The following is a 20059-nucleotide window of genomic DNA, read 5'->3' on the forward strand; positions in this document are numbered from 1 at the left end:
TTGATGTGAACCGGTTTCCACTGCGCTTGAAAACGCTTTGGTACTTACACACCTGCTCCGCCGGCTCATCCATTCATTTCCGGAAGTGGCAATCGCGATCCGGTTCCTGCAAAAGAGGGCGGATCGTCATCACAAGATGTTGCCACGTTGCGCCACCGCGGCGCCGCATTCGATTTCCAGATTATGGCAATCAATGAAGCATTTTGGGGCGGCGGCCCTCCTCGCTCCGATCGACCATTGGCACCATCAGGGAGCGGGCAATGTCACACACGGTTGCGGGCCAGCTGGTCGGCGTGCTTGAACAGCTCGGTGTCAAACAAATCTTCGGATTGATCGGCGATTCCCTCAATCCGCTGGCGGATGCGGTGCGACGAAGCCAGATCGAATGGATCGGTGTCCGTCACGAAGAAGGCGCGGCCCTGGCCGCTGCCGGTCAGGCCAAGCTCACCGGGCAACTCGCGGTTTGCGCCGGCACCACCGGCCCCGGCAGCAATCATCTGGTCGCTGGGCTCTATGAAGCGAGCCGCGACCACGCGCCCGTGCTGGCGCTGTCCGGCGACATGCCGCGCCAGATGCACGGCACCGACTACATCCAGACCACCGAGCCCGATTTACTGTTTCGCGACGTATCGCTCTACACCGAAACCATCTCGGCGGCGGCGCAGGCGCCTGGGGTGATTCATCAGGCGATCGCCGCCGCCTATGCCGGCCCCGGCGTCGCGCACCTGACACTTCCTCAGGACGTGCTCTCGGCAAAGGCCGAGGGCGCCGTGTCGAGCGTAGCCACCCTCAAGCCGCGATCCGAATTCTCCGCCGCGCCAGATGATATCGCCAAGATAGTTCAACAGATCGACCGCGCCTGTAGCGTCGTGATCATGTGCGGTGCCGGATGTCGCGGCGCCGCCGATCTGCTGCGCGCATTGTCGGACCGGCTGAGGGCGCCGCTGATCCATTCGTTCCGGGGCAAGGAACTGATGGCTTACAACGACCCGCGATGGATGGGCGGGCTGGGCATGATCGGCACCAAGGCCGTCTATCACGCCGCGCAGAACTGCGACCTGTTGCTGATGATCGGCACCGACTATCCCTACTCTAATTTCCTGCCGACCAAGGGCGCTGTGATCCAGATCGATGAACGGCCGCAGGTGCTCGGGCGACGCGCGCCAACGGCGCTCGGCGTCGCCGGATCGGCGCGCCCGACTTTGAAGTTGCTGCTCGAAGCCGTCTCGACAAAGACCGATCGCAGGTTCTGGGACGAGGTGACCCATGAGCGCCAGAAATGGGATGAGATGCTGAACAAGCAATCTGACCTTAAGCGAAGCCAGGATCGAATCCATCCGCAAGCCGTAGCGCGCGCGGTGAGCGATGCGGCACGGTCCGACGCGGTATTTGTCCTCGATACCGGCTTGAACACGCTGTGGTCCGCGAACTGGATTCGTCAAACCGGTTCGCAGCGCATCATCAGCTCGTTCAACAACGCGGCGGTGGGCACGGCGCTCGGCCAGGCCAACGGCGTGCAGGCGCTGGATCGTTCGCGCCAGGTGATTGTTCTCACCGGCGACGGCGGGTTCAACATGCTGATGGGCGAATTCATGACCGCGGTACACCACAGGCTGCCGCTCAAGATCATCATCTATAATAATTCGGCGCTCGGACTGATCACGCTGGAAGCCGAAAGCGTCGGCATCGTGCCGTTCCGCGAAGCCATCGAATTTCCAAACCCTAACTTCGCGGCATTGGCCCGCGCCTGCGGCGGTCACGGGTTCACGGCGCGACAGCCGGATGAATTGAAGATGGCGCTGAGCGAAGCCTTTGCGGTCGACGGTCCGGCCATTGTCGACGCGGTGGTTGTTGCGGACGAGATGCCGAACATGCCGCATGTCGAGCTTGAGCAGATCGGGCATTACGCCGTGGCCAAGATCAAGGAAGCCGTTCTCGCCGTCACCGGCGGCTAACGGCGTCCCGTCTTGCCCGCTTCAGCCGAATTTCCGGATCACGCGGCCGACTTGCCCTCATAGGCCCGCTTCAGCCCGGCGATGTCGAGCTTGACCATCTGCAGCATCGCCTGCATCGCCCGTTGCGCGCCGGCGGTGTCGGGACCGCCCAGATATTGCACAAGCGCGGTCGGCACGATCTGCCAGGACAGGCCGTAGCGATCCTTCAGCCAGCCGCATTGCTCGACCTGCCCGCCATTGGAGGACAGCGCATCCCACAGGCGATCGACCTCGGCCTGGTCGGCGCAGTCGATCTTGAAGGAAACGGCGTGGGTGAAATCGAAGGGCTTGCCGCCGTTCAGCGCCATGAAGCGCTGGCCGGCCAGCGTGAACTCCACCACCAGCACCGAGCCGGCTTTTCCCGCAGGGGTATCGACGGTGTTCTTCTGGATTTTTTCGATTCTGGAATCGGGCAGCAACGAGACATAGAATTTCGCGGCCTCCTCGGCCTCGCCGTCGAACCACAGGCATGGTGAAACCTTGGACATCGTGAGCTCCTTTGCGGGGTGATATCAGGCGTCGGTTGTGGCGGACTGCGCCGCCGTCGCGGCGGCAACATCCATCCACATCACTTCCCAGATGTGGCCGTCGGGATCCTCGAAGCTGCGGCCATACATAAAGCCGTAATCCTGCTTCGGGCATGGATCGACGCCCCCGCCCGCCGCCTGCGCCTTGCCGACCATGTCATCGACGGCATCGCGGCTGTCGGCGGAGATGCAGATCAACACCTCGCTCGAAGTTTTGGCATCGGCGATTTTCTTCGGCGTGAACTGGCGGAACTTGTCGTGGGTGAGCAGCATGGCGTAAATAGTTTCGGAAAACACCATGCAGGAGCCGGTCCCGTCGGAGAATTGCTCGTTCTTGTCAGCGCCGACGGCCTGATAGAAGGCGGTGGCGCGGGCGAGATCGCTGACCGGCAGGTTGACGAAGATCATTTTAGCCATAGCGCGGGCTCCTTTCGCGGGGTTCCATCCAAGAACGAACGGGCGGCCGGTGATCCGACACCTGATTTGAAATTTTTCAAAGAGGGAGCGGCGTCGTCGCCGGGTCTCGGAGGATGAGACCGTGAGGATGAGAATATGTTCTGCTCATGGTCGAGACGGCGCACCGGACAGCGCGAGAACGCTGCCGGGAGAGCGCCTCCTCACCATCATGGAGTTAGTCACATGCAGCCGACACGATTCACGTCGCAATCGGCGGCTGTAGCCATTCCGGGGCGCTCGTGAAACGAGCGAGCCCGAATCCATAACCACGATCGGGAGTATGGATTGCGGGCTTGCGCCAAGCGGCGCATCCGCGATGTGCAACCGCACATCGGCGAATGACGACGTCTCTACTTTGCCTCCGCCGGATCGCGGTGCACGGGATCGATCCACAGCACCGTCTCCGGCTTTTCCACCGGCTCGATGTCGAGATTGATCGCCACCGCCTGACCGTCACTGCGCACCAACACGCATTCCAGCACCTGATCGGGGCTGGCATTGATCTCCTGATGCGGCACGTAAGGCGGGATGAAAATGAAATCGCCGGGGCTGGCCTCGGCCGTGAATTGCAGCTTCTCGCCCCAACGCATCCGCGCCTTGCCTTTGACGACGTAGATGATGCTCTCGAGGTGACCGTGATGATGCGCGCCGGTCTTGGCGTCTGGCTTGATGGTTACGGTGCCTGCCCACAGTTTCTGCGCGCCGGCGCGCGCGAAATTGATCGCGGCCTTGCGGTCCATGCCGGGGGTCGAGGGGACGTTGGGATCGAGCTGGTCGCCGGGTATCACCCGCACGCCATCGTGCTTCCAGCGCTCCGCGTCGTCATGGCCATGGGAGTGATCGGAATGGGCGTGATCGTGGGAGCTTGCCATCGTGTTGCCTTCCAAAAAACCTTGGCTGCGAAGGATACAGAAAACCGCGATCACAGGCCAGACAAGATGAGAACTTTGGCTCCGGGCCGGTCGTTCTAACCTCTCCTCGCGTGCGGAGAGAGGTCGGATGGCATGCAATGCAATCCCGGTGAGGGGGTTTCAATTGCCATCAGCGCTCGCGGATAGGGCCCTCTCCCGCCAGCGGGACGAGGGAACGTGGGCGTTCGCGCAAACGCCGTCTACTTCACAGCAAGCACTTCGACGTCGAACATCAGCGTCGCGTTCGGAGGGATCACACCGCCGGCGCCGCGGGCGCCGTAGCCCAGCGCGGGCGGAATGATCAGGGTGCGCTTGCCGCCGACTTTCATGGTGGCGACGCCTTCGTCCCAGCCGCCGATCACCCTGCGCTGTCCGATCGGGAATTCGAACGGCTCGTTGCGGTCGACCGAACTGTCGAACTTCTTGCCTTTCTTGCCGTCCTCATACAGCCAGCCGGTGTAGTGCATCACGCAGATCTGACCGGGCTTCGGGCTAGCGCCTGACCCAACCGTATTGTCGATAATCTGCAAGCCTGAAGATGTGGTCATGATTTTTCCTGCGGTCTGAGCCGATGCGCCGGATGACGCAGCGAAAGCAAAGGCGCCGGCCATGGCAATAGCAACGGCGACGGAGAGACTTCGAAAACGGAAACGTCGCATCTTGTCAGCTTCCTTCCAAACAGAGGGAGACGTCGCACGCGCAGCTCAATAGCCGAGCGCGCAGCCGTCCTTGCGCGGGTCGGAGCCGCCGGTGAGCGTGCCCTTGTCCCAGTCGATCCAGATCGCCTGAGCGCCGCCGAGCGGCGCGCCGACGCTCGTGGTCTGATGCCCGAGCTTCTTGAGGCCCTCGACGATATCGGCGGGCACACCATCCTCGAGCTGATAGATGCCTTCGTAATGCAGGCCCCGCGGCATATCGATCGCCTCCTGCACGTCGCAGCCGTAGTCGAGCATGTTGGTCAGCACATGCGTCTGCCCGACCGGCTGATACTGCCCGCCCATCACGCCGAATGGCATCACCGCCCTTCCAGCCTTGGTGACAAGTGACGGAATGATGGTGTGCAGCGGCCGCTTGCCCGGCGCGATGCAGTTGGGATGGCCGGGCTGAATCCGGAAACCGCCGGCGCGGTTCTGCAGCAGAATGCCGGTCTTGTTGGAGACGATCGCGGAACCGAAGGAATGCGCGATCGAATTGATGAACGAACAGACGTTTCGGTCCTTGTCGACGACGGTGATGTAGATCGTCGAGGGATTCATCGGCGGCGCTACGTTCGGCAGATCGAGCAGCCGGTCCATCTTGATCTTGCCGCCGTGCTCCTCAGCAAACTCCTTCGCCAAAATCCTGACCACGTCGACGTCGACATGGGCAGGATCGCCGATGTACTGCTCGCGCATCATGTAGGCGATCCGCGCCGCTTCGGCTTCGAGATGAAACCGCTCAACGCTTAGCGGCGGGAATTTCGTGAGATCGAAGCGCGAGAGGATGTTCAGCATCACCAGCATGGTGATGCCCGGGCCGTTCGGGGGGCACTGCCAGACGTCGTGGCCCTTATAAACCGTGCCGATCGGCACCGTCGTCTCGGTAGTGTGCGCGGCGAAGTCCTCGAGCGTATGCAGGCCGCCGATTCCGCGCAACGTCTCGACCATGTCCTCGGCAATCGCGCCCTTGTAGAACGCGTCGCGGCCGTGCCTGGCGATGGCCCGCAGCGTCTGTCCGAGTTCGGGTTGCCTGATCACGTCGCCGGCCACGGCCGGCTTGCCGTGCGGCAGCAGATAGCGCTCGGTGTTGGTGCCTTTTTTCAGCTTTTCGAACTGGTTCTTCCAGTCGAATGCGATACGCGGCGCAACGACATAGCCCTCTTCGGCGGCCTTGATCGCGGGTTGCAGCAAGGTATCGAACCCAAGCTTGCCATGGTCGCGCAGGATGATCGCCCAGGCATCGACGGCGCCGGGAATGCTGACGGCGTGCGCCGAGGTCAGCGGAATCGCTTTGATGTCGCGCTCGAGATACCACGAGGCTTCGGCGGCCTTCGGCGCGCGGCCAGAGCCGTTATAGGCGACGATCTTGCCCTCGCCCCTCGGCTGAAGCAGCGCGAAACAATCGCCGCCGATCCCGGTCGATTGCGGCTCGATCACACCCAACAGCGCACACGCCGCCACGGCGGCGTCGGCGGCGGTCCCGCCGGAACGCAGGACCTCGATCGCCGTCAGCGCCGCGAGCGGATGCGACGTCGCCACCATCGCGTTCTGGGCGTGAACCGTCGATCGGCCGGCGAGATGGAAATTCCTCATACCAAGTTGCTTTCTTTATCGTGCTTTTCTGGATCGTGTTTTTCTGGATTCCGCCGGTATCCGGCGCGGGTTTGCCTAGGGGGTTACTTGGCACATTCATCCGGGGCTGGGCAATGGTTTGGGGCGCAACCCTCCTAGCGTCGTCCCGGCGAACGCCGGGACCCAGAACCACCGAGGTTGGTTGTCGCAAAGGCAATTCGCCCCATCTTCAATTACTAGAGACACGGCGTATGGGTCCCGGCGTTCGCCGGGACGACATCTATTGATCGCCCGGCCTTTCCCCCTCCCACCCCTCCTGATAAACACCGCCGATGCCGTACCAGGTTGCCGCCTTCTATCAATTCGCCGCGTTGCCGGATTTCCGGGAACTGCGCGAGCCGCTGCGCGCGATTTGTGCCGATCTGAAGCTGAAGGGCAGCGTGCTGCTGGCCGAGGAAGGCATCAACGGCACCCTCGCCGGCAGCGCCGACCCGGTTGACGCGCTGGTCGAAGAATTGCGGTTCGGCGCGCTGTTCGGCGGCCGGCTCGACAATCTCGAGCTGAAATTCTCGCAAGCCTCCGCGATGCCGTTCCAGCGCCTGAAGATCCGCTTGAAAAAGGAGATCGTCACCCTTGGCGACACGGAAATCGATCCGACACGGCAGGTCGGCAACTACGTCGATCCCGCCGACTGGAACGATTTGATCGCGACGCCGGACACGCTGGTGATCGACACCCGCAATGCTTTCGAAGTCGCGATGGGCACTTTCACTGGCGCCGTCGATCCCGGCATCGAGAGCTTTGGGCAGTTCAAGGAATTCGCCGCGCGCCATCTCGATCCGGCGAAGCACCGCAGGGTTGCGATGTTCTGCACCGGTGGCATTCGCTGCGAAAAGGCCAGCGCCCATCTGCTGTCGCGCGGCTTTGCCGAGGTCTATCACCTCAAGGGCGGAATTCTCAAATACCTGGAAGGTGTGCCGGAAGCCGAGAGCCGCTGGCGTGGCGAATGCTTTGTATTCGACGACCGCGTCGCGCTCGGCCACGGCTTGCGGGAACGCCGAATGGAACACGATTCCGATGATTGACGTGAAGACGCTCAGCGATCGTATCGACGTGCTCGAAACCCGGCTGACGTTTCAGGACGAGACCATCGAGACGCTGAACAAGACCATCACCGAGCAGTGGCTTAAGATCGACGCGCTGACGCGCCAGGTCGCAAGCCTTAGCGAACGCTTGCTGGAAGCGGAAGCCAACGCACCCGGCGCCGCAAACGAACCGCCGCCGCACTACTAGAGATTAGCGATTGCCGTTGAGGCTTTAAACTACGCCATCGCGGATCTAGCGGAACACCTTCAGGATCTTGTCCCAAAGCGATCCGCCTTGGTCGCGGTCCGCCTTTGACGGCGCCGGCTGCGCCGCGCTGACAGGATCGGATGCCGGAAATGTGTCGATCAGACCGGCCTCGAGTTTCGCGTGCGTATCCCGGTCGGCCGAGGCGGCTTCGCGGGGATCGACGGCATGCTTGTCATGCGCCGCCGGATTGAATTTCTCAGCCATGTTGGCCTCCATGGCAGGGATAACGCGTCGGAAATCCCGCAGTTCCGTCTCTCGCCTTGGCCAATCTGGCAGTGTATCAGGGGCGAGAACAGCCGCCGATCACTGGGGAACATCGATTGACAGGGAAATCCGCCGTCAAACCTTTCATGGAAGTGCTTTCCGGCCGCAGGCAGCCGGTGCCGCCGATCTGGATGATGCGTCAGGCCGGTCGCTATCTGCCGGAATACCGCGAAGTCCGCGCCAAGGCCGGGGGCTTTCTCGAGCTGTGCTTCACGCCGGAATTCGCCGCCGAAGTCACGCTGCAGCCGATCCGCCGCTTCAACTTCGATGCCGCGATCATCTTCTCGGATATTCTTGTCATTCCCTACGCGCTCGGCCGCTCGGTACGCTTCGAGGTTGGCGAGGGGCCGCGGCTCGATCCGCTGGACACGCGAGAGAAGGTCGAAACGCTGGCGCAGCGCGCCGACTTCAGCAAACTCGAGCCGGTGTATGAAGCGCTGCGCCGTGTGCGCCGCGAGCTCGATGCGAGGATTGCCCTGATCGGCTTCTGCGGCGCGCCATGGACGGTCGCGACCTACATGGTGGCCGGGCAAGGCACGCCTGATCAGGCGTTGGCGCGGATGATGGCCTATCGCCATCCGGACGCATTTTCAAAAATCATCGACGTGCTGGTGGCGAACTCGATTCAATATCTGCTGGGACAACTCAAGGCCGGCGCCGACGTGCTGCAGATTTTCGATACCTGGGCCGGCGCGCTGCCGCCGCGTCAGTTCGAGCGCTGGTCGATCGAACCGACCCGGCGCATCGTCGAAGGCGTGCGCAAAGTAGTGCCGGACGCGAAAATCATCGGCTTTCCACGGGGCGCCGGCGCGCTGCTGCCGGCTTACGTCAGCGCGACAGGCGTCGATGCCGTTAGCATCGATTGGGCGGCCGAGCCGTCATTGATCCGCGAGCGCGTGCAAAGCCGCGTCGCCATTCAAGGCAATCTCGATCCGCTGGCGCTGATCGCCGGCGGCGCTGCGCTCGATCAGGCGGTCGATGACGTGCTTGCAAATTATGCCGACGGTCGATTGATCTTCAACCTCGGTCACGGCATCCAGCCGGAAACCCCGATCACGCATGTCGAGCAGATGCTGAAGCGGGTGCGAGCGTATAAGGGATAAGGCTCTTACTGAGACACGGCCGTCCTACCCGCAAAAAAGGTATCCGGTAATCACCGACTTACGCAGGATTCGAGACGCCGCGGAGAACTGGATCATCCGCTGGAGCCGGTCATCGGGCGGCGCTTAGCGCCGACCCGTTGACGGATGATGACGGACGCGCCCGTGGAAGCAGCGATGTCTCTTACTTCGGGCGGCTGCGTTCGATGATGTCAGCCGCGCCTTTGGCGAGCAGGTCGAGCCCGACCGCACGGCCGAGTTCGCGCGGACGATCGGCGGGTCCGGTGCGCGAGGCCTCGATGAACAAATCGCCCGCTTCGTCCAGCACCGAGGCGGTCAGCGTCATCTGCGCACCCTGAATAGTTGAAAATCCTGCAATCGGCGAATTGCAATGGCCGTTGAGGACCCACAGCACCTCGCGCTCGGCAGCGGCGCTTCTGTGCGCCACGGGATCGTCGATGCCGGAGAGGATGCGCCGGGTCTGCCAATCCTGCGCGGCACATTCCACCGCGACGATCCCCTGCCCCACCGCCGGCAGCATTTCCTGGACCGAAAATTCATGCGCAATACGAGCGGCCAGGCCGACACGCTCCAGCCCGGAGCGCGCCATGATCAGCGCGTCCGCCGGACCGACCGCGCCACCCTCCGGAAGCCGCTGCAGTTCCGAATTGTCGAGCTTGCGGACGCGGGTGTCGGCGGCGCCCCGATAGTGGATCACCTCGACTTCCGGAAACAGCCGACGCACATAGGCCGCACGCCGCACCGCATTGGTGCCAATCTTGAAACCCTTGCCGCGCGATCGCCTGAGATCGTCGATCGAAATTCCACCGCGCAGCACCAGAACGTCGCCGGGCGGATCGCGCGCCAGCGTCGCGCCGATCACGAGTCCCGGGGTGTCTTCATTGCCCGGCATGTCCTTCAGCGAATGCATCGCGGCCTGCAATTCGCCGGAAACAACCGCCTTGCGAATTTCAGCAACGAATGCGCCACCCTTGCCGCCGTGCGGCAACAGCTTGCTGGTCTGATCGCGATCGCCCGTGGTTTCGAACTTGACGATCTCGACATCGATATCCGGGGCGGCCGCGGTCAGGCGGCGGGCAATTTCCTCGGTCTGCACCAGCGCCATGGCGCTCTTGCGCGTGCCGATCCGGATTCGAATTGCCACCACTTTCGCTCCTTCGATGCCGCGGATAGCGGCTAATTTCTGGCCGGAACATAAGGCCGACCTGTGCTGGAATGCAAACGCAACGTGGGACCGGTTGCGCTACCGCGCATCCTGCAAAATCATATCGGATGCTTTTTCGGCGATCATGATAACGGCTGCATTGGTGTTGCCCGAGACCAGATCCGGCATGACCGAGGCATCGACCACACGCAGGCTTTCGATCCCGCGAACCCGTAAGCGCTGATCGACGACGGCAAAAGGATCGCCCCCCATTTTGCACGTCGATGTCGGATGATACACCGTGCTGCCGCGCTGCCGGCAGAAATTCAGCAGTTCCTCGTCGGTCGAAACCTTTTTCCCGGGGTCAACCTCCTCGGTGACAAATGAGCTGAGTGCCGGAGCCCGCAAAATCCTTCGCAATATCTTCAAGCCCTCGACATTGGCGGTGCGATCGACTTCGGTAGCGAGATAGTTGATCCGTATTTCCGGAGGCGCCGTGGGTTCGGCACTCCTGATGCAAAGCGAACCACGGCTTTCCGGGCGCAGCTGACAGACGGATGCGGAAAATCCGGAAAACGAATGCAACTTTTCTCCCATCTTGTCGGTGCTGAAGGGGAGAAAGTGGATCTGGATATCGGGTGTCGCAAGACGAGGATCTGTCTTGAAGAACGCCCCTGACGTGCCCGCAGCTATCGTCAACGGGCCCTTGCGAAAGGCCGCGTATCGCGCGCCCGCCAAGATCCGGCGGACCGGATGGTTGAGGACATCGTTGAGGGTGATGCGCTTCGTGCAACGCATGACCACTCTGACCTGCATGTGATCCTGCAGGTCGTGCCCGACGCCGGGCGCATCGAGCACGACATCGATGCCGTGCTTTCGCAAGAGCTCCGCAGGCCCGACGCCGGAGAGCTGCAGCAACTGCGGCGAGTTATACGCGCCGCCTGAAACCAGTATTTCCTTTCCCGCCCGCGCCGTCCGCAGCGCGCCCGCCTTGCCGTATTCGACGGCCACCGCGCGGCGTCCATCAAACAGGATCCGCTGCGCGAGTGCCGCGGTCTCGACGTGCAGGTTCTTTCTTGCTTTGGCCGGACGGAGATAAGATACAGCGGTGCTTGCTCTCCTTCCGTGCCGCGTCGTGGTCTGAAAGAATCCAGCACCTTCCTGCGATGTGCCGTTGAAGTCCGGATTTAACGGCAGGCCGCTCTCTGCCGCAGCCGCGATGAATGCCGCAGAGAGCGGATCAGGATGTCCGAGATCGGAGACCGGCAGCGGGCCACCAACACCATGGAAATCGTCGGCGCCGCGTTGCTGGTCTTCTGCTTTTTTGAAATACGGCAGGACGTCGTCGTAGCCCCAGCCGCTGTTGCCAAGCTGGCGCCAGCGATCGTAATCCTCATGCTGGCCGCGGACATAGAGCAAGCCGTTGATCGAACTCGACCCGCCCAAAACCTTGCCGCGCGGCTGAAAGATGGTTCGCCCGTCCAGTCCCGGTTCCGGCTCGGTCTGATACATCCAGTTGACTTTTTTCGCCTTGAACAGCTTGCCATATCCGAGCGGCACATGGATCCAGAGGTTAGTGTCCTTCGGACCGGCTTCGAGCAGCAGCACCGAGTTTTTGCCATCGGCACTCAGACGATTGGCAAGCACGCATCCGGCCGAGCCGGCACCGACGATAATGTAATCGAATTCGGAATCTTCGGGCGAATGGCCGTTTCCCGAAAGCGCTTCCCTATTCATATTGTCTATCAGACCCGTTCTGGATGGCGCTGCCAAGCAACCCGTCTTTTCCCGACTTTTAGTGGCGCCGAAGTCGAATGTCACTGCTGTAAGCGGCGCAGTGGTCGCGCTCCAGGCCAGGATTGGCTGGACGTCAGGGCCGATGCACCGCTGGCGGCTCAGGTTCGAGCGGTGGCGGTTGCTGGCCAATCGTTCCTTAACTTCCCGGGACTAGGCTTCGATCAATCGCGGAAAGCCCCCACGGCCCCGCGAGAGTAATGCGTAGGGAAAACCCGCCGACTCAACCCGGCGGGCTTTTCTTGGGAGTTTGTGATGTCACTTTCCTCAGCCAAGAATTATGCACTACGAGCCGAGCGATCGCAGGATGCCAAAGATGCCGCCGACCTTCTGGCGAAGGCGATATTAGAATTGGCGGCAGCGATCGAAGCTACCGACGCAAAAGTTAAGAAGATGAGCAAGACGGGATAGTTGGTGGTTCACGTCTGACCAGCAACACGGCAAGTTAACGCCCGTCGCGGATCTCGACTTGGCGGTGGGTTCTTCGTGGCGCAGCAACGTTAGCCCCTGCCCTTTGAAAACTGCGCAGCTCAAAAGCCCCGGACGATGCCGGGGCTTTTGAGCTGCTGAGTTAGCAGAGATCAGTACTTGGCAGCGATCGGAGCGCCACCATCTTGCCGGACGGCAACATAGTTCAGAGGCACACCGGCGGACAGCCAGGACTCACGTCCCGGTGATGATGACCGGCGGCACGGTTGGGCCAAGCGTCAATTGAACGCTGCTGTCGGGCATCACCCGATGCCACGTCCGGAAACCGGCAGTGTCGACCACATGCGGTGGCGCCGCCATCGGCTCAACCCAGTTGACCGACGTGGTGGCCTCTGTCCAGACGATCTTGGTCACCGCGCCGTTAGCCTTGCGTAGCGCGATCCGGTAGACGTTGCCGATCTGCTCAGCGTCATAGGTGACCGTGCCGGCGAGCGCGTCCATCATCGCCCTCATGGCCGCGACGGCTGGCTTCGGCATCCCATCGAACTTATGCAGCCCGAAGGTGTACTCGATGTTATTGGGGTCGGCACCGGTGTCGTGCAGCCCGAAGATCGTCAACAGCTTCACCCCCGCCACGACCGCGCATCCGATCATGCGGGCCACATAGATCGCCCTCTTTGTGTCGTCGGTCCCGATCCAAGCGTTGGTGTAGCCCCACTCGGTCACCGCGATCGGGCCACTGGTGTATGGCACGGCCGCGCGGTAGGCGTCGATAAAGTCGAACAGCGCCTCCGGGGGATGGCTGGCATCGTAGGGATGAATGGCATGCGCTGTCATCCGCCCCATGATCGTGGGGCCTGCCGCCGTCGCCAGCGCGTTCATGAACGGGTTCTGATCGTTGGGCGCGGCCACCGGACCGACTCCCGCCGTCATGATCTGCGCCGCTGGGTTCTTGGCCAAAATCTTGGTGACGCAGGCAGTCAGCAGCGCGGCAGCCTGCACAGGATCGGGAGCACCAGCCCAATATGTCGGATTGTTCCACTCGTTGAAGACCTCGATGATGGCGGTCGGATAGGTCGCCGACACGAATGCGCCGTAGTTGCCATAGGCATTGCACGAGGCCGCGTCACGCGGCGGAAGGTTCCACGCCCCAGAGCCAGGATAGAGCGGGTTGCCGTAGCCCAGCACGAGCACGACTTGTCTGCCCGAAGCCTGCGCAGCCGCAATGATGCCGTCCACATAGGGCGGTATTGCGTAGACGCCGGGCGCCAACTCGGTGTCGGCCCACGGCACGTCGATGCGAACAATCCGCGCTCCGATGTTGTCCAGCATTCGCACGATCTGCGAGGCCGAAGTTTTGGGCGCGAACGAGAACTGCGCCGCACCGATCGCAGGCAGCGCAGAGCCCGAAGCATTCAAGATGGGATTGATCACCGCAAAACCTCCGCCACCGACACCCGTGCAACGCTCCACAACGCGACGACGAGCAGACCGCGAAGGTTGATCATCCGAATTAAAAAATTCTCACCATCACGAATTGTTTTCGGAAAAATATCGGCACTTCTGCAATCGCATGGCTGGCATGACGCGCGCCTTGTTCCGATTTTCATCGTGTCAAGTTTTCGGAAATCGCAACATGAGCCATTGCGGCACAGTCATAATTTGAATCTCTTACACTACAGAACGGAAGAACGGAAAATCGCAAAAGTCGATTTGCTATACTCCACTCACGCGCACGAGATGCGCTGACTGTTGCTCGTACATTCCCCCGATGGAATGGCGAATGTGATTGAAGGTCTGATCACCGGCATCGGCTTCATCGGCGGAGGCGATTCTCAAGCAGGTGCAATTCCGTGCATGGTACCGCGACGACGGTGGGTCCGTGAGCCACAGGAGCGATCGGAGTTTCAGTGAGGCTCGGCAGCTTCGATGTGGCGATCGCTGTTTTTATTTTCCTGACGCTGAAGCTGCTCACGCTGGTCAAGGACGACAGTGAGACCAACGATATCAAACCCGATTGACCATAGTTGCGGCTGGGACGCGATCCGGCGGCAACAAGGTGGCTCTGACTTCGGAAAAGAAAAAAATGGTAGCGGGAGAGGGACTCGAACCCCCGACCCCAGGATTATGATTCCCGTGCTCTAACCAGCTGAGCTACCCCGCCACGGCGTCCACTGTCACGGCTTGCTACACCGCAGCCGCGAACGCGCGGCATATAAGAAGTCGGCCAAGGGCATGTCAAGCAAACCCGGCCCTTCCACCAAGTGCTTGCAAACCGCGGCTATTTTGGCCGGACGTTGGGATCGCCGCCGGGGCTTCCGGGCGGTGGAATCACCGGCGTAGTACCGGCGTCGGGTGTCGGTGCACGGATTTCCGGATCAACGCCCGCGGGCGGGCACAACACGCCGTCGGTCCTCGCCAACTTGTCGCCGAGCGGCTCGCTGCGCTGGCCGGTTGTCGTGCCTTCGGGCACGGCAGTGCCTCGCTGCGGCGCAGGTTGCGTCGGCGTACAGTCATTCGAACGCGGGGGCGGCGGGGCCGTCCGGGCCGGCGGTGTCGCCGGACCAGGCGGAGCCTGGGCGCTTGCCGCGCCGGCCGCCGCCAGTAGCGCACATGAAAGAAGAAGAGAAAGTTTCGTCCGCATCCGGGGAAAACCTCCGGCGCGCCCGGAGGTTCCAGGGAAACCTCAGGATTTGCGATAGCGGATCAGGGAGAAATGCCCCATCGGCGGCATTGGCCGGCGCTCGGTCAGAGTGACGCCGGAATGTTTCGCGGCCCAGTTGGCGAGCCTCGCCCATGGAAATTCCGGTCGCCAGCCGAGGCGCCGCGCGAGCGGGGCGAAGGCCAGCTCGAAGAGGCGGCGCGGGCCGCTCTCGGCGCCGATGTGATTGACCAGAATGAGTTCGCCGCCCGGCTTCAGCACGCGGATGAAATCATCCAGCGTCGCTTCGGGATCTGGCACCGCAGTGATGACATATTGCGCCACCACGGCGTCGAACAACGAATCCGGGAACGCCAGATTCTTGGCGTCCATCACCGCGAGCGTCTCGACATTCTTAAGACCCAGCGCGCGCACGCGCTGCTGTGCCTTGCGCAGCATCGGCTCGGAGATATCGACGCCGCACAGTTTCGTCGTCGGCGAATACTCCGACAGTGATAATCCGGTGCCGACGCCGACATCCAGAATCCGTCCGCCGATCTTGTCGGCTTCCGCAATGGTCGATTGGCGGCCGTGGTCGAATACCTTGCCGAACACCAGATCGTAGACCGGCGCCCAGCGCCCATAAGCCTTTGCGACCCCCGCGCGGTCGATATCTGCAGCCATGCCCCCGCCCTGAAAACTTATCCGCGCATAGCCTCGACCAGCGGCTGCGGCCGCGCCGCGCTTTTTTCCAGTGCGCGATTCGCGGTCGCGCTTTGGATAAACCCGCCGCCAAGCACGCGCGCCTGCCCCTGTTGTGCATCGTAAAACACGCAGGCCTGGCCGGGGGATACGCCTTCCTCGCCTGCGACGAGTTCGACTTCATAGCCGCCATTGGCGGCGCGCAGCCACGCCGGCTGCGGCGCGCGGGTCGATCGCACCCGCACGAACATCTCCAGACCCTCGCCGACCGCGCGGTCGAGCGCGCCATCGCCGATCCAGTTGACGTCGCGCAGCGCGATGCGATCCATCCGTAACGCCTCGCGCGGGCCTACTACAACGCGGTGGCTAGCTGCGTCCAACCGCACCACATACAAAGGCGCGCTGGAGGCGATGCCCAATCCGCGCCGCTGGCCGACGGTGAAATGAATGATGCCCTGATGCGTGCCGATGGTGCGGCCGTCAAGATCGACGATGTCGCCGGGCTCGATGGCATTCGGCCGTAACCGGCCGATAATGTCGGTATAGCGCCCGGTGGGCACGAAGCAGATATCCTGGCTGTCATGCTTGTCCGCGACGTTAAGGCCGAAGCGGCGCGCCAGTTCACGCGTCTGCGTCTTGGTCATGTCACCCAGCGGAAAGCGCAGGTAGTCGAGTTGCTCGCGCGTGGTCGCGAACAGGAAATAGCTCTGGTCGCGATCGGCATCGGCGGCGCAAACCAGCGCCCGCGAGCCATCGCTCGAGCGGCGCGATGCGACATAGTGGCCGGTGGCGAGCGCGGAGGCGCCGAGTTCGCGCGCGGTCGCCAGCAGATCGCGAAACTTGATCGAGCGGTTGCACTCGATGCAGGGCACGGGGGTTTCGCCCGAAGCGTAGCTGTCGGCAAAATTGTCGATCACCGATTCACGAAAGCGGTCCTCGTAATCCAGCACGTAATGCGGAATGCCGATCCGCTCCGCGACATTGCGGGCATCATGGATGTCCTGCCCGGCGCAGCAGGCGCCCTTGCGGTGGGTGGCCGCGCCATGATCGTAAAGCTGCAGCGTGATGCCGACGACGTCGTACCCCTCCGACTTCAACAGCGCAGCCGTCGCCGAAGAATCGACGCCGCCGGACATCGCGACGACGACCCTTGTGTCCTCAGGACGGCCTTCAATATCCAGACTGTTGAGCATGGTTCCGGTCATTGATGCGATCGCGGCGGCATCAAACGCATCGCGATCAGTAAGCCATTTTGCGATTAGACCGCCTTGGAGCGGCTCCGGGAAAGCGGGTTCGCCTTATCGGAACGGCTGAAAAGCTGCTCTTTAATATAGGCCGTATTCCCGTGAGGCAATCGCGCTCCCCGTGATTTGCACGCAGCAACCGGCAAATCTTGCCGCCGGGCAGAAAAAGGGCCGGCGCTGGGACTCCGTAGTTTGCTCGACACAGGCGCAAGTCATTGAAATTAATTGATATTTTTTTGGAAGCCGACGTGGCCCGGTCCTTGCTGCTCTGAGGGTCCAGTTTCATTACGAGAGGCCGCCGTGGTCAGCGTCACGTCAGAAGCAGCAGCAAGCGTGTCTTTTCAGACCGCACCGCCAAAGTCTGCCAAGTCCGATTCATCGCAGGGAAACGACAGTTTCGCGGCATTGATCGATCATAGCAACACGCCAGCCGATACCGGCAATGATCGCGCCGCCTTCACGGCACAGCAGCAATCCGCGTCGCAGCGCCGCGCCGACGACCGGTCGGCCGCCGCCGACAACAGGCGATCGCGCGATGCCGGGTCTGCCGATCGGCCAGCCAGGAACAATTCGGACGATCGCGACACCACCGCCAAGCGGGCCTCCGACGTCAATGCCGACGCCGATGCTGACGCGGTGCCGCCATCCAGAACAAAGACCAGCGCCTCGAAGGCCGACACCCCTAAAACAACGGAAAAATCGTCTTCCGAGACCACTTCTGCAGCCGACGCTTCAACTGTTCCCGACGTTTCAGCGCAGCAGGACGCAGCGGCCGTGACAACGCCGAATGCGGTGGCTGTCGCAATTCCCGTTACCGTCGCGTCGACGGATATTCCCGCGGCAGCGCCTTCATCCGGCAGTGCCACCGCGCCTTCATCCGGCAATGCCAGCGCGCCGCTCGCGATTGCTGCGGCGGCTATTGCTGCCAGCGCGCCGGCCACGGCCGCACCATCAGCGCAGGTCGAGAGCGATTCCGACGCAACGGCCGCCGTGCCGGTATCGGTAGCGGCTACCGCATCCGCAGTTACCACCGCAGCCACCTCGGATGCGGCCGTGACCCCAGAGATCGCTGTTGGCGCCGCGAGCGAGGCAGTCGCCGCGCCCGTGAAGCAACCGGTCACGCCGAGCGATGCGGCCGCGGCCACCGATCTGGCATTGACCGCGGCTGTTGCCGCGCCGGCACCCGTGGCATCGAAGCCCGCGCCCCTCAAGGCCACAGCCGCCGCGCCAATGAAAGTCGCCGCGTCGGGCGTCTCAGATGTCGCGCCGGACGCATCAGATCCGTCCGCGACCGCCGCGCCGGTCGACTCGGCTCAGAACAAACTTGCGCAACCACAATTAGGAGTCGCAGCCAAGCAGGAAGGCGCCAGCGGTGTTGCCGATACGGCGAAAGCAGATGCCTCCGCCAGCCCATCATTGCCAACGCCGCCCGCCGCATCGGCCCATGAGCACTCGCCGGTCGCCGCGACCGCACATCCGGCAATCAATTCCTCCGACACAGGCGCGCAAGCGACAGGCACGATCCAGCTGCCGCTCACTTCCGCAGCGGCCACGGCCGGTCCCGCGGCACCCCTAAGCGTCACGGCGGCAACGAACACAGCGGTGCCATTGAGCGGGCTCGCGCTTGAGATCGCCATCTCGGCACGAAGCGGCAAGAGCCGTTTCGAGATCCGGCTCGATCCGGCCGATCTCGGCCGCATCGATGTTCGCATCGATGTCGATCGCGACGGCCGGGTCACCTCCCATCTGACGGTCGAAAAGCCGGAAACGCTATCCATGCTGCGCCAGGACGCGCCTCAGCTGCAGCGCCAGCTGGATGATGCCGGCTTCAAGACCGGCAATGGCGGTCTGCAATTCAGTCTGCGTGACCAGTCCTCGTCCGGGCAGAACAACGACAACGAATCCGGCCGCCATGCGCAGCGGCTGGTTATCAGCGATGAAGATTCGATTCCCGCGGCGGTCGCGGGACGAACATATGGCCGCGTGCTCGGATCGAGCAGCGGCGTCGACATCAGGGTCTAAGGAGACGGACATGGCAGCAGCATCAGGCGTCAACCAAGTCGTTTCGGGAACCACTCCCCTACCGGCTACATCCTCGTCCACTGCCGGCGCGACGATCGCCGGAAATTTTCAAACGTTTCTGACGCTATTGACGACGCAATTGCAAAACCAGAATCCGCTCGATCCGCTGGACACCAACCAGTTCAGCCAGCAGCTGGTGCAATTTGCTGGCGTCGAGCAGCAACTCAGGACCAACGACCAACTGGCCTCGTTGATCACGCTGCAGCAGACCGCGCAATCGACGCAGGCGCTGGGCTTCGTCGGCAGGACCGCTGTCGTCGACGGCGACACCGCAACCATGACCAACGCCATTGCCGGGTGGAGTCTCGATATTCCGACCAAAGCCAACATGCACGTCTCGATCACCAACAGTACCGGACAAACCGTCTTCAGCGGCAGTTACCCCGTCGACGCCGGCCCCAATCAGGTCTTCGGCTGGGACGGCAAGGGCAATAACGGCGAGCAGTGGCCGGACGGCAAGTACAAGCTGACCACGACCGCGACCGACCCCGCGGGCAATCCGGTGGCTATCGTCACGCGGATCCACGGCGTGGTCAGTTCGGTGGATCTCACCCAGTCGCCGCCGTTGCTGTCGATCGGCGGCCAGACCTACACGATCAGCCAGATCAGGAGCATCGTCGGCTAGTCCCCGGCACCGAGGGCTCGCCGGATCGAGCCCTTCTCAATCATTCGCAACCCGCTTCGGCCCGGCGCCTCCAGACGCCGGGCCGAACGCGTTGCAGGCATTTTCAAGGAGATTCGTATTGATGCCTTGGGCTTAGGCAAATTTTAAGTCGCGGGGCGTAGGTTGCCAGGGTGAGTTCAGTGGTTGAGAGTTTGTGAGTACGCCATGACAGAACCCCATCGCCCGAGGGTAAAATACGTCATCGGGCCCGACGGCAGTCCGTTAACAATTGCGGATCTGCCTGCGCCCGGGACGAAACGTTGGGTTATCCGCCGGAAGGCCGAAGTCGTTGCCGCGGTCCGCGGCGGCCTGCTCTCCCTTGAGGAGGCTTGCAGCCGTTACACGCTGACCGTCGACGAGTTCCTTTCCTGGCAATTTTCCATCGATCAGCATGGCCTTGCCGGACTGCGCACCACCCGCATCCAGCAATATCGCCAATAAAACCCTCCAGACCAACACATTT

20 protein-coding genes and 1 tRNA gene are annotated in these 20059 nt (G+C 62.4%); 8 read left to right on the forward strand and 13 right to left on the reverse strand.

What is annotated here, in order from left to right; translation table 11 throughout:
* The first annotated feature begins 260 nt into the window (after nucleotides 1–260).
* On the forward strand, nucleotides 261–1955 hold the full coding sequence (locus tag N554_RS0115415) for a thiamine pyrophosphate-dependent enzyme (RefSeq protein ID WP_029584288.1): 1695 nt from the start codon (nucleotides 261–263) through the stop codon (nucleotides 1953–1955).
* A gap of 38 nt (nucleotides 1956–1993) precedes the next feature.
* Here N554_RS0115415 and N554_RS0115420 read toward each other — a convergent pair whose 3' ends face one another.
* The 5 genes from N554_RS0115420 to ggt form a co-directional block, all read right to left on the reverse strand.
* Entirely contained in the window at nucleotides 1994–2482 is a 489-nt protein-coding gene (locus tag N554_RS0115420; protein ID WP_029584289.1) for a VOC family protein, read from the reverse strand.
* Nucleotides 2483–2506: 24 nt separating this feature from the next.
* Nucleotides 2507–2938, reverse strand: coding sequence for a VOC family protein (locus N554_RS0115425; RefSeq protein WP_029584290.1), 432 nt, complete (start codon nucleotides 2936–2938; stop codon nucleotides 2507–2509).
* A 389-nt stretch (nucleotides 2939–3327) separates the two neighbouring features.
* Nucleotides 3328–3849 carry a cupin domain-containing protein gene (locus tag N554_RS0115430; RefSeq protein ID WP_029584291.1) on the reverse strand — a complete coding sequence of 174 codons (522 nt, stop codon included), beginning with the start codon at nucleotides 3847–3849 and terminating at the stop codon, nucleotides 3328–3330.
* Nucleotides 3850–4088: 239 nt separating this feature from the next.
* On the reverse strand, nucleotides 4089–4499 hold the full coding sequence (locus tag N554_RS0115435; RefSeq protein WP_371259490.1) for an FKBP-type peptidyl-prolyl cis-trans isomerase: 411 nt from the start codon (nucleotides 4497–4499) through the stop codon (nucleotides 4089–4091).
* A gap of 93 nt (nucleotides 4500–4592) precedes the next feature.
* Nucleotides 4593–6179, reverse strand: coding sequence for a gamma-glutamyltransferase (ggt, locus tag N554_RS0115440; protein ID WP_029584293.1), 1587 nt, complete (start codon nucleotides 6177–6179; stop codon nucleotides 4593–4595).
* Between the two features lie 311 nt (nucleotides 6180–6490).
* Here ggt and N554_RS0115445 point away from each other — a divergent pair, with 311 nt between their 5' ends.
* Both N554_RS0115445 and N554_RS0115450 read left to right on the forward strand, forming a co-directional pair.
* Nucleotides 6491–7243, forward strand: coding sequence for an oxygen-dependent tRNA uridine(34) hydroxylase TrhO (locus tag N554_RS0115445; protein ID WP_036053283.1), 753 nt, complete (start codon nucleotides 6491–6493; stop codon nucleotides 7241–7243).
* Complete coding sequence (locus N554_RS0115450) at nucleotides 7236–7451, forward strand: SlyX family protein (RefSeq protein WP_029584295.1); 216 nt, start codon at nucleotides 7236–7238, stop codon at nucleotides 7449–7451. Before N554_RS0115445 ends, N554_RS0115450 begins: the two co-directional genes overlap by 8 nt.
* 45 nt (nucleotides 7452–7496) lie before the next feature.
* Here N554_RS0115450 and N554_RS0115455 read toward each other — a convergent pair whose 3' ends face one another.
* Nucleotides 7497–7715 (reverse strand): hypothetical protein, encoded by a 219-nt coding sequence (locus N554_RS0115455; RefSeq protein WP_029584296.1) that lies wholly within the window; start codon nucleotides 7713–7715, stop codon nucleotides 7497–7499.
* A 146-nt stretch (nucleotides 7716–7861) separates the two neighbouring features.
* Between N554_RS0115455 and hemE the strand changes: the two genes are divergently transcribed.
* Nucleotides 7862–8878, forward strand: coding sequence for a uroporphyrinogen decarboxylase (gene hemE, locus N554_RS0115460; protein WP_029584297.1), 1017 nt, complete (start codon nucleotides 7862–7864; stop codon nucleotides 8876–8878).
* Nucleotides 8879–9059: 181 nt separating this feature from the next.
* Here the strand turns inward: hemE and hemC are convergent, their stop codons facing one another.
* Nucleotides 9060–10040 (reverse strand): hydroxymethylbilane synthase, encoded by a 981-nt coding sequence (gene hemC, locus N554_RS0115465; RefSeq protein ID WP_029584298.1) that lies wholly within the window; start codon nucleotides 10038–10040, stop codon nucleotides 9060–9062.
* A 99-nt stretch (nucleotides 10041–10139) separates the two neighbouring features.
* The gene (locus N554_RS0115470; protein ID WP_029584299.1) at nucleotides 10140–11777 is read right to left on the reverse strand and encodes a GMC family oxidoreductase; all 1638 of its coding nucleotides are present in this window, start codon (nucleotides 11775–11777) and stop codon (nucleotides 10140–10142) included.
* 312 nt (nucleotides 11778–12089) lie between these two features.
* Here N554_RS0115470 and N554_RS41000 point away from each other — a divergent pair, with 312 nt between their 5' ends.
* A complete protein-coding gene (locus tag N554_RS41000; protein WP_197033594.1) occupies nucleotides 12090–12245 on the forward strand; it encodes a hypothetical protein in 156 nt (51 codons plus the stop codon).
* 252 nt (nucleotides 12246–12497) lie between these two features.
* Here N554_RS41000 and N554_RS0115480 read toward each other — a convergent pair whose 3' ends face one another.
* From N554_RS0115480 to mnmA, 5 genes are all read right to left on the reverse strand, one after another.
* Nucleotides 12498–13697 (reverse strand): glycoside hydrolase family protein, encoded by a 1200-nt coding sequence (locus N554_RS0115480; protein WP_029584300.1) that lies wholly within the window; start codon nucleotides 13695–13697, stop codon nucleotides 12498–12500.
* 653 nt (nucleotides 13698–14350) lie between these two features.
* A tRNA-Met gene (locus N554_RS0115495) sits at nucleotides 14351–14427 on the reverse strand.
* 117 nt (nucleotides 14428–14544) lie between these two features.
* Nucleotides 14545–14907, reverse strand: coding sequence for a hypothetical protein (locus tag N554_RS0115500; RefSeq protein WP_029584301.1), 363 nt, complete (start codon nucleotides 14905–14907; stop codon nucleotides 14545–14547).
* Nucleotides 14908–14949: 42 nt separating this feature from the next.
* Nucleotides 14950–15588, reverse strand: coding sequence for a class I SAM-dependent methyltransferase (locus N554_RS0115505; protein ID WP_029584302.1), 639 nt, complete (start codon nucleotides 15586–15588; stop codon nucleotides 14950–14952).
* A 17-nt stretch (nucleotides 15589–15605) separates the two neighbouring features.
* A complete protein-coding gene (mnmA, locus tag N554_RS0115510; protein ID WP_029584303.1) occupies nucleotides 15606–16799 on the reverse strand; it encodes a tRNA 2-thiouridine(34) synthase MnmA in 1194 nt (397 codons plus the stop codon).
* 384 nt (nucleotides 16800–17183) lie between these two features.
* Here mnmA and N554_RS0115515 point away from each other — a divergent pair, with 384 nt between their 5' ends.
* From N554_RS0115515 to N554_RS38340, 3 genes are all read left to right on the forward strand, one after another.
* The gene (locus tag N554_RS0115515) at nucleotides 17184–18872 is read left to right on the forward strand and encodes a flagellar hook-length control protein FliK (protein ID WP_245283620.1); all 1689 of its coding nucleotides are present in this window, start codon (nucleotides 17184–17186) and stop codon (nucleotides 18870–18872) included.
* 10 nt (nucleotides 18873–18882) lie between these two features.
* On the forward strand, nucleotides 18883–19557 hold the full coding sequence (locus N554_RS0115520; protein ID WP_029584305.1) for a flagellar hook assembly protein FlgD: 675 nt from the start codon (nucleotides 18883–18885) through the stop codon (nucleotides 19555–19557).
* Between the two features lie 204 nt (nucleotides 19558–19761).
* Entirely contained in the window at nucleotides 19762–20037 is a 276-nt protein-coding gene (locus N554_RS38340; protein ID WP_002714638.1) for a CtrA inhibitor SciP, read from the forward strand.
* The last annotated feature ends 22 nt before the right edge of the window (nucleotides 20038–20059 follow it).

Source organism: Bradyrhizobium sp. URHD0069 (assembly GCF_000701345.1).
In the GTDB taxonomy this organism is placed as follows: Bacteria; Pseudomonadota; Alphaproteobacteria; order Rhizobiales; family Xanthobacteraceae; genus Bradyrhizobium.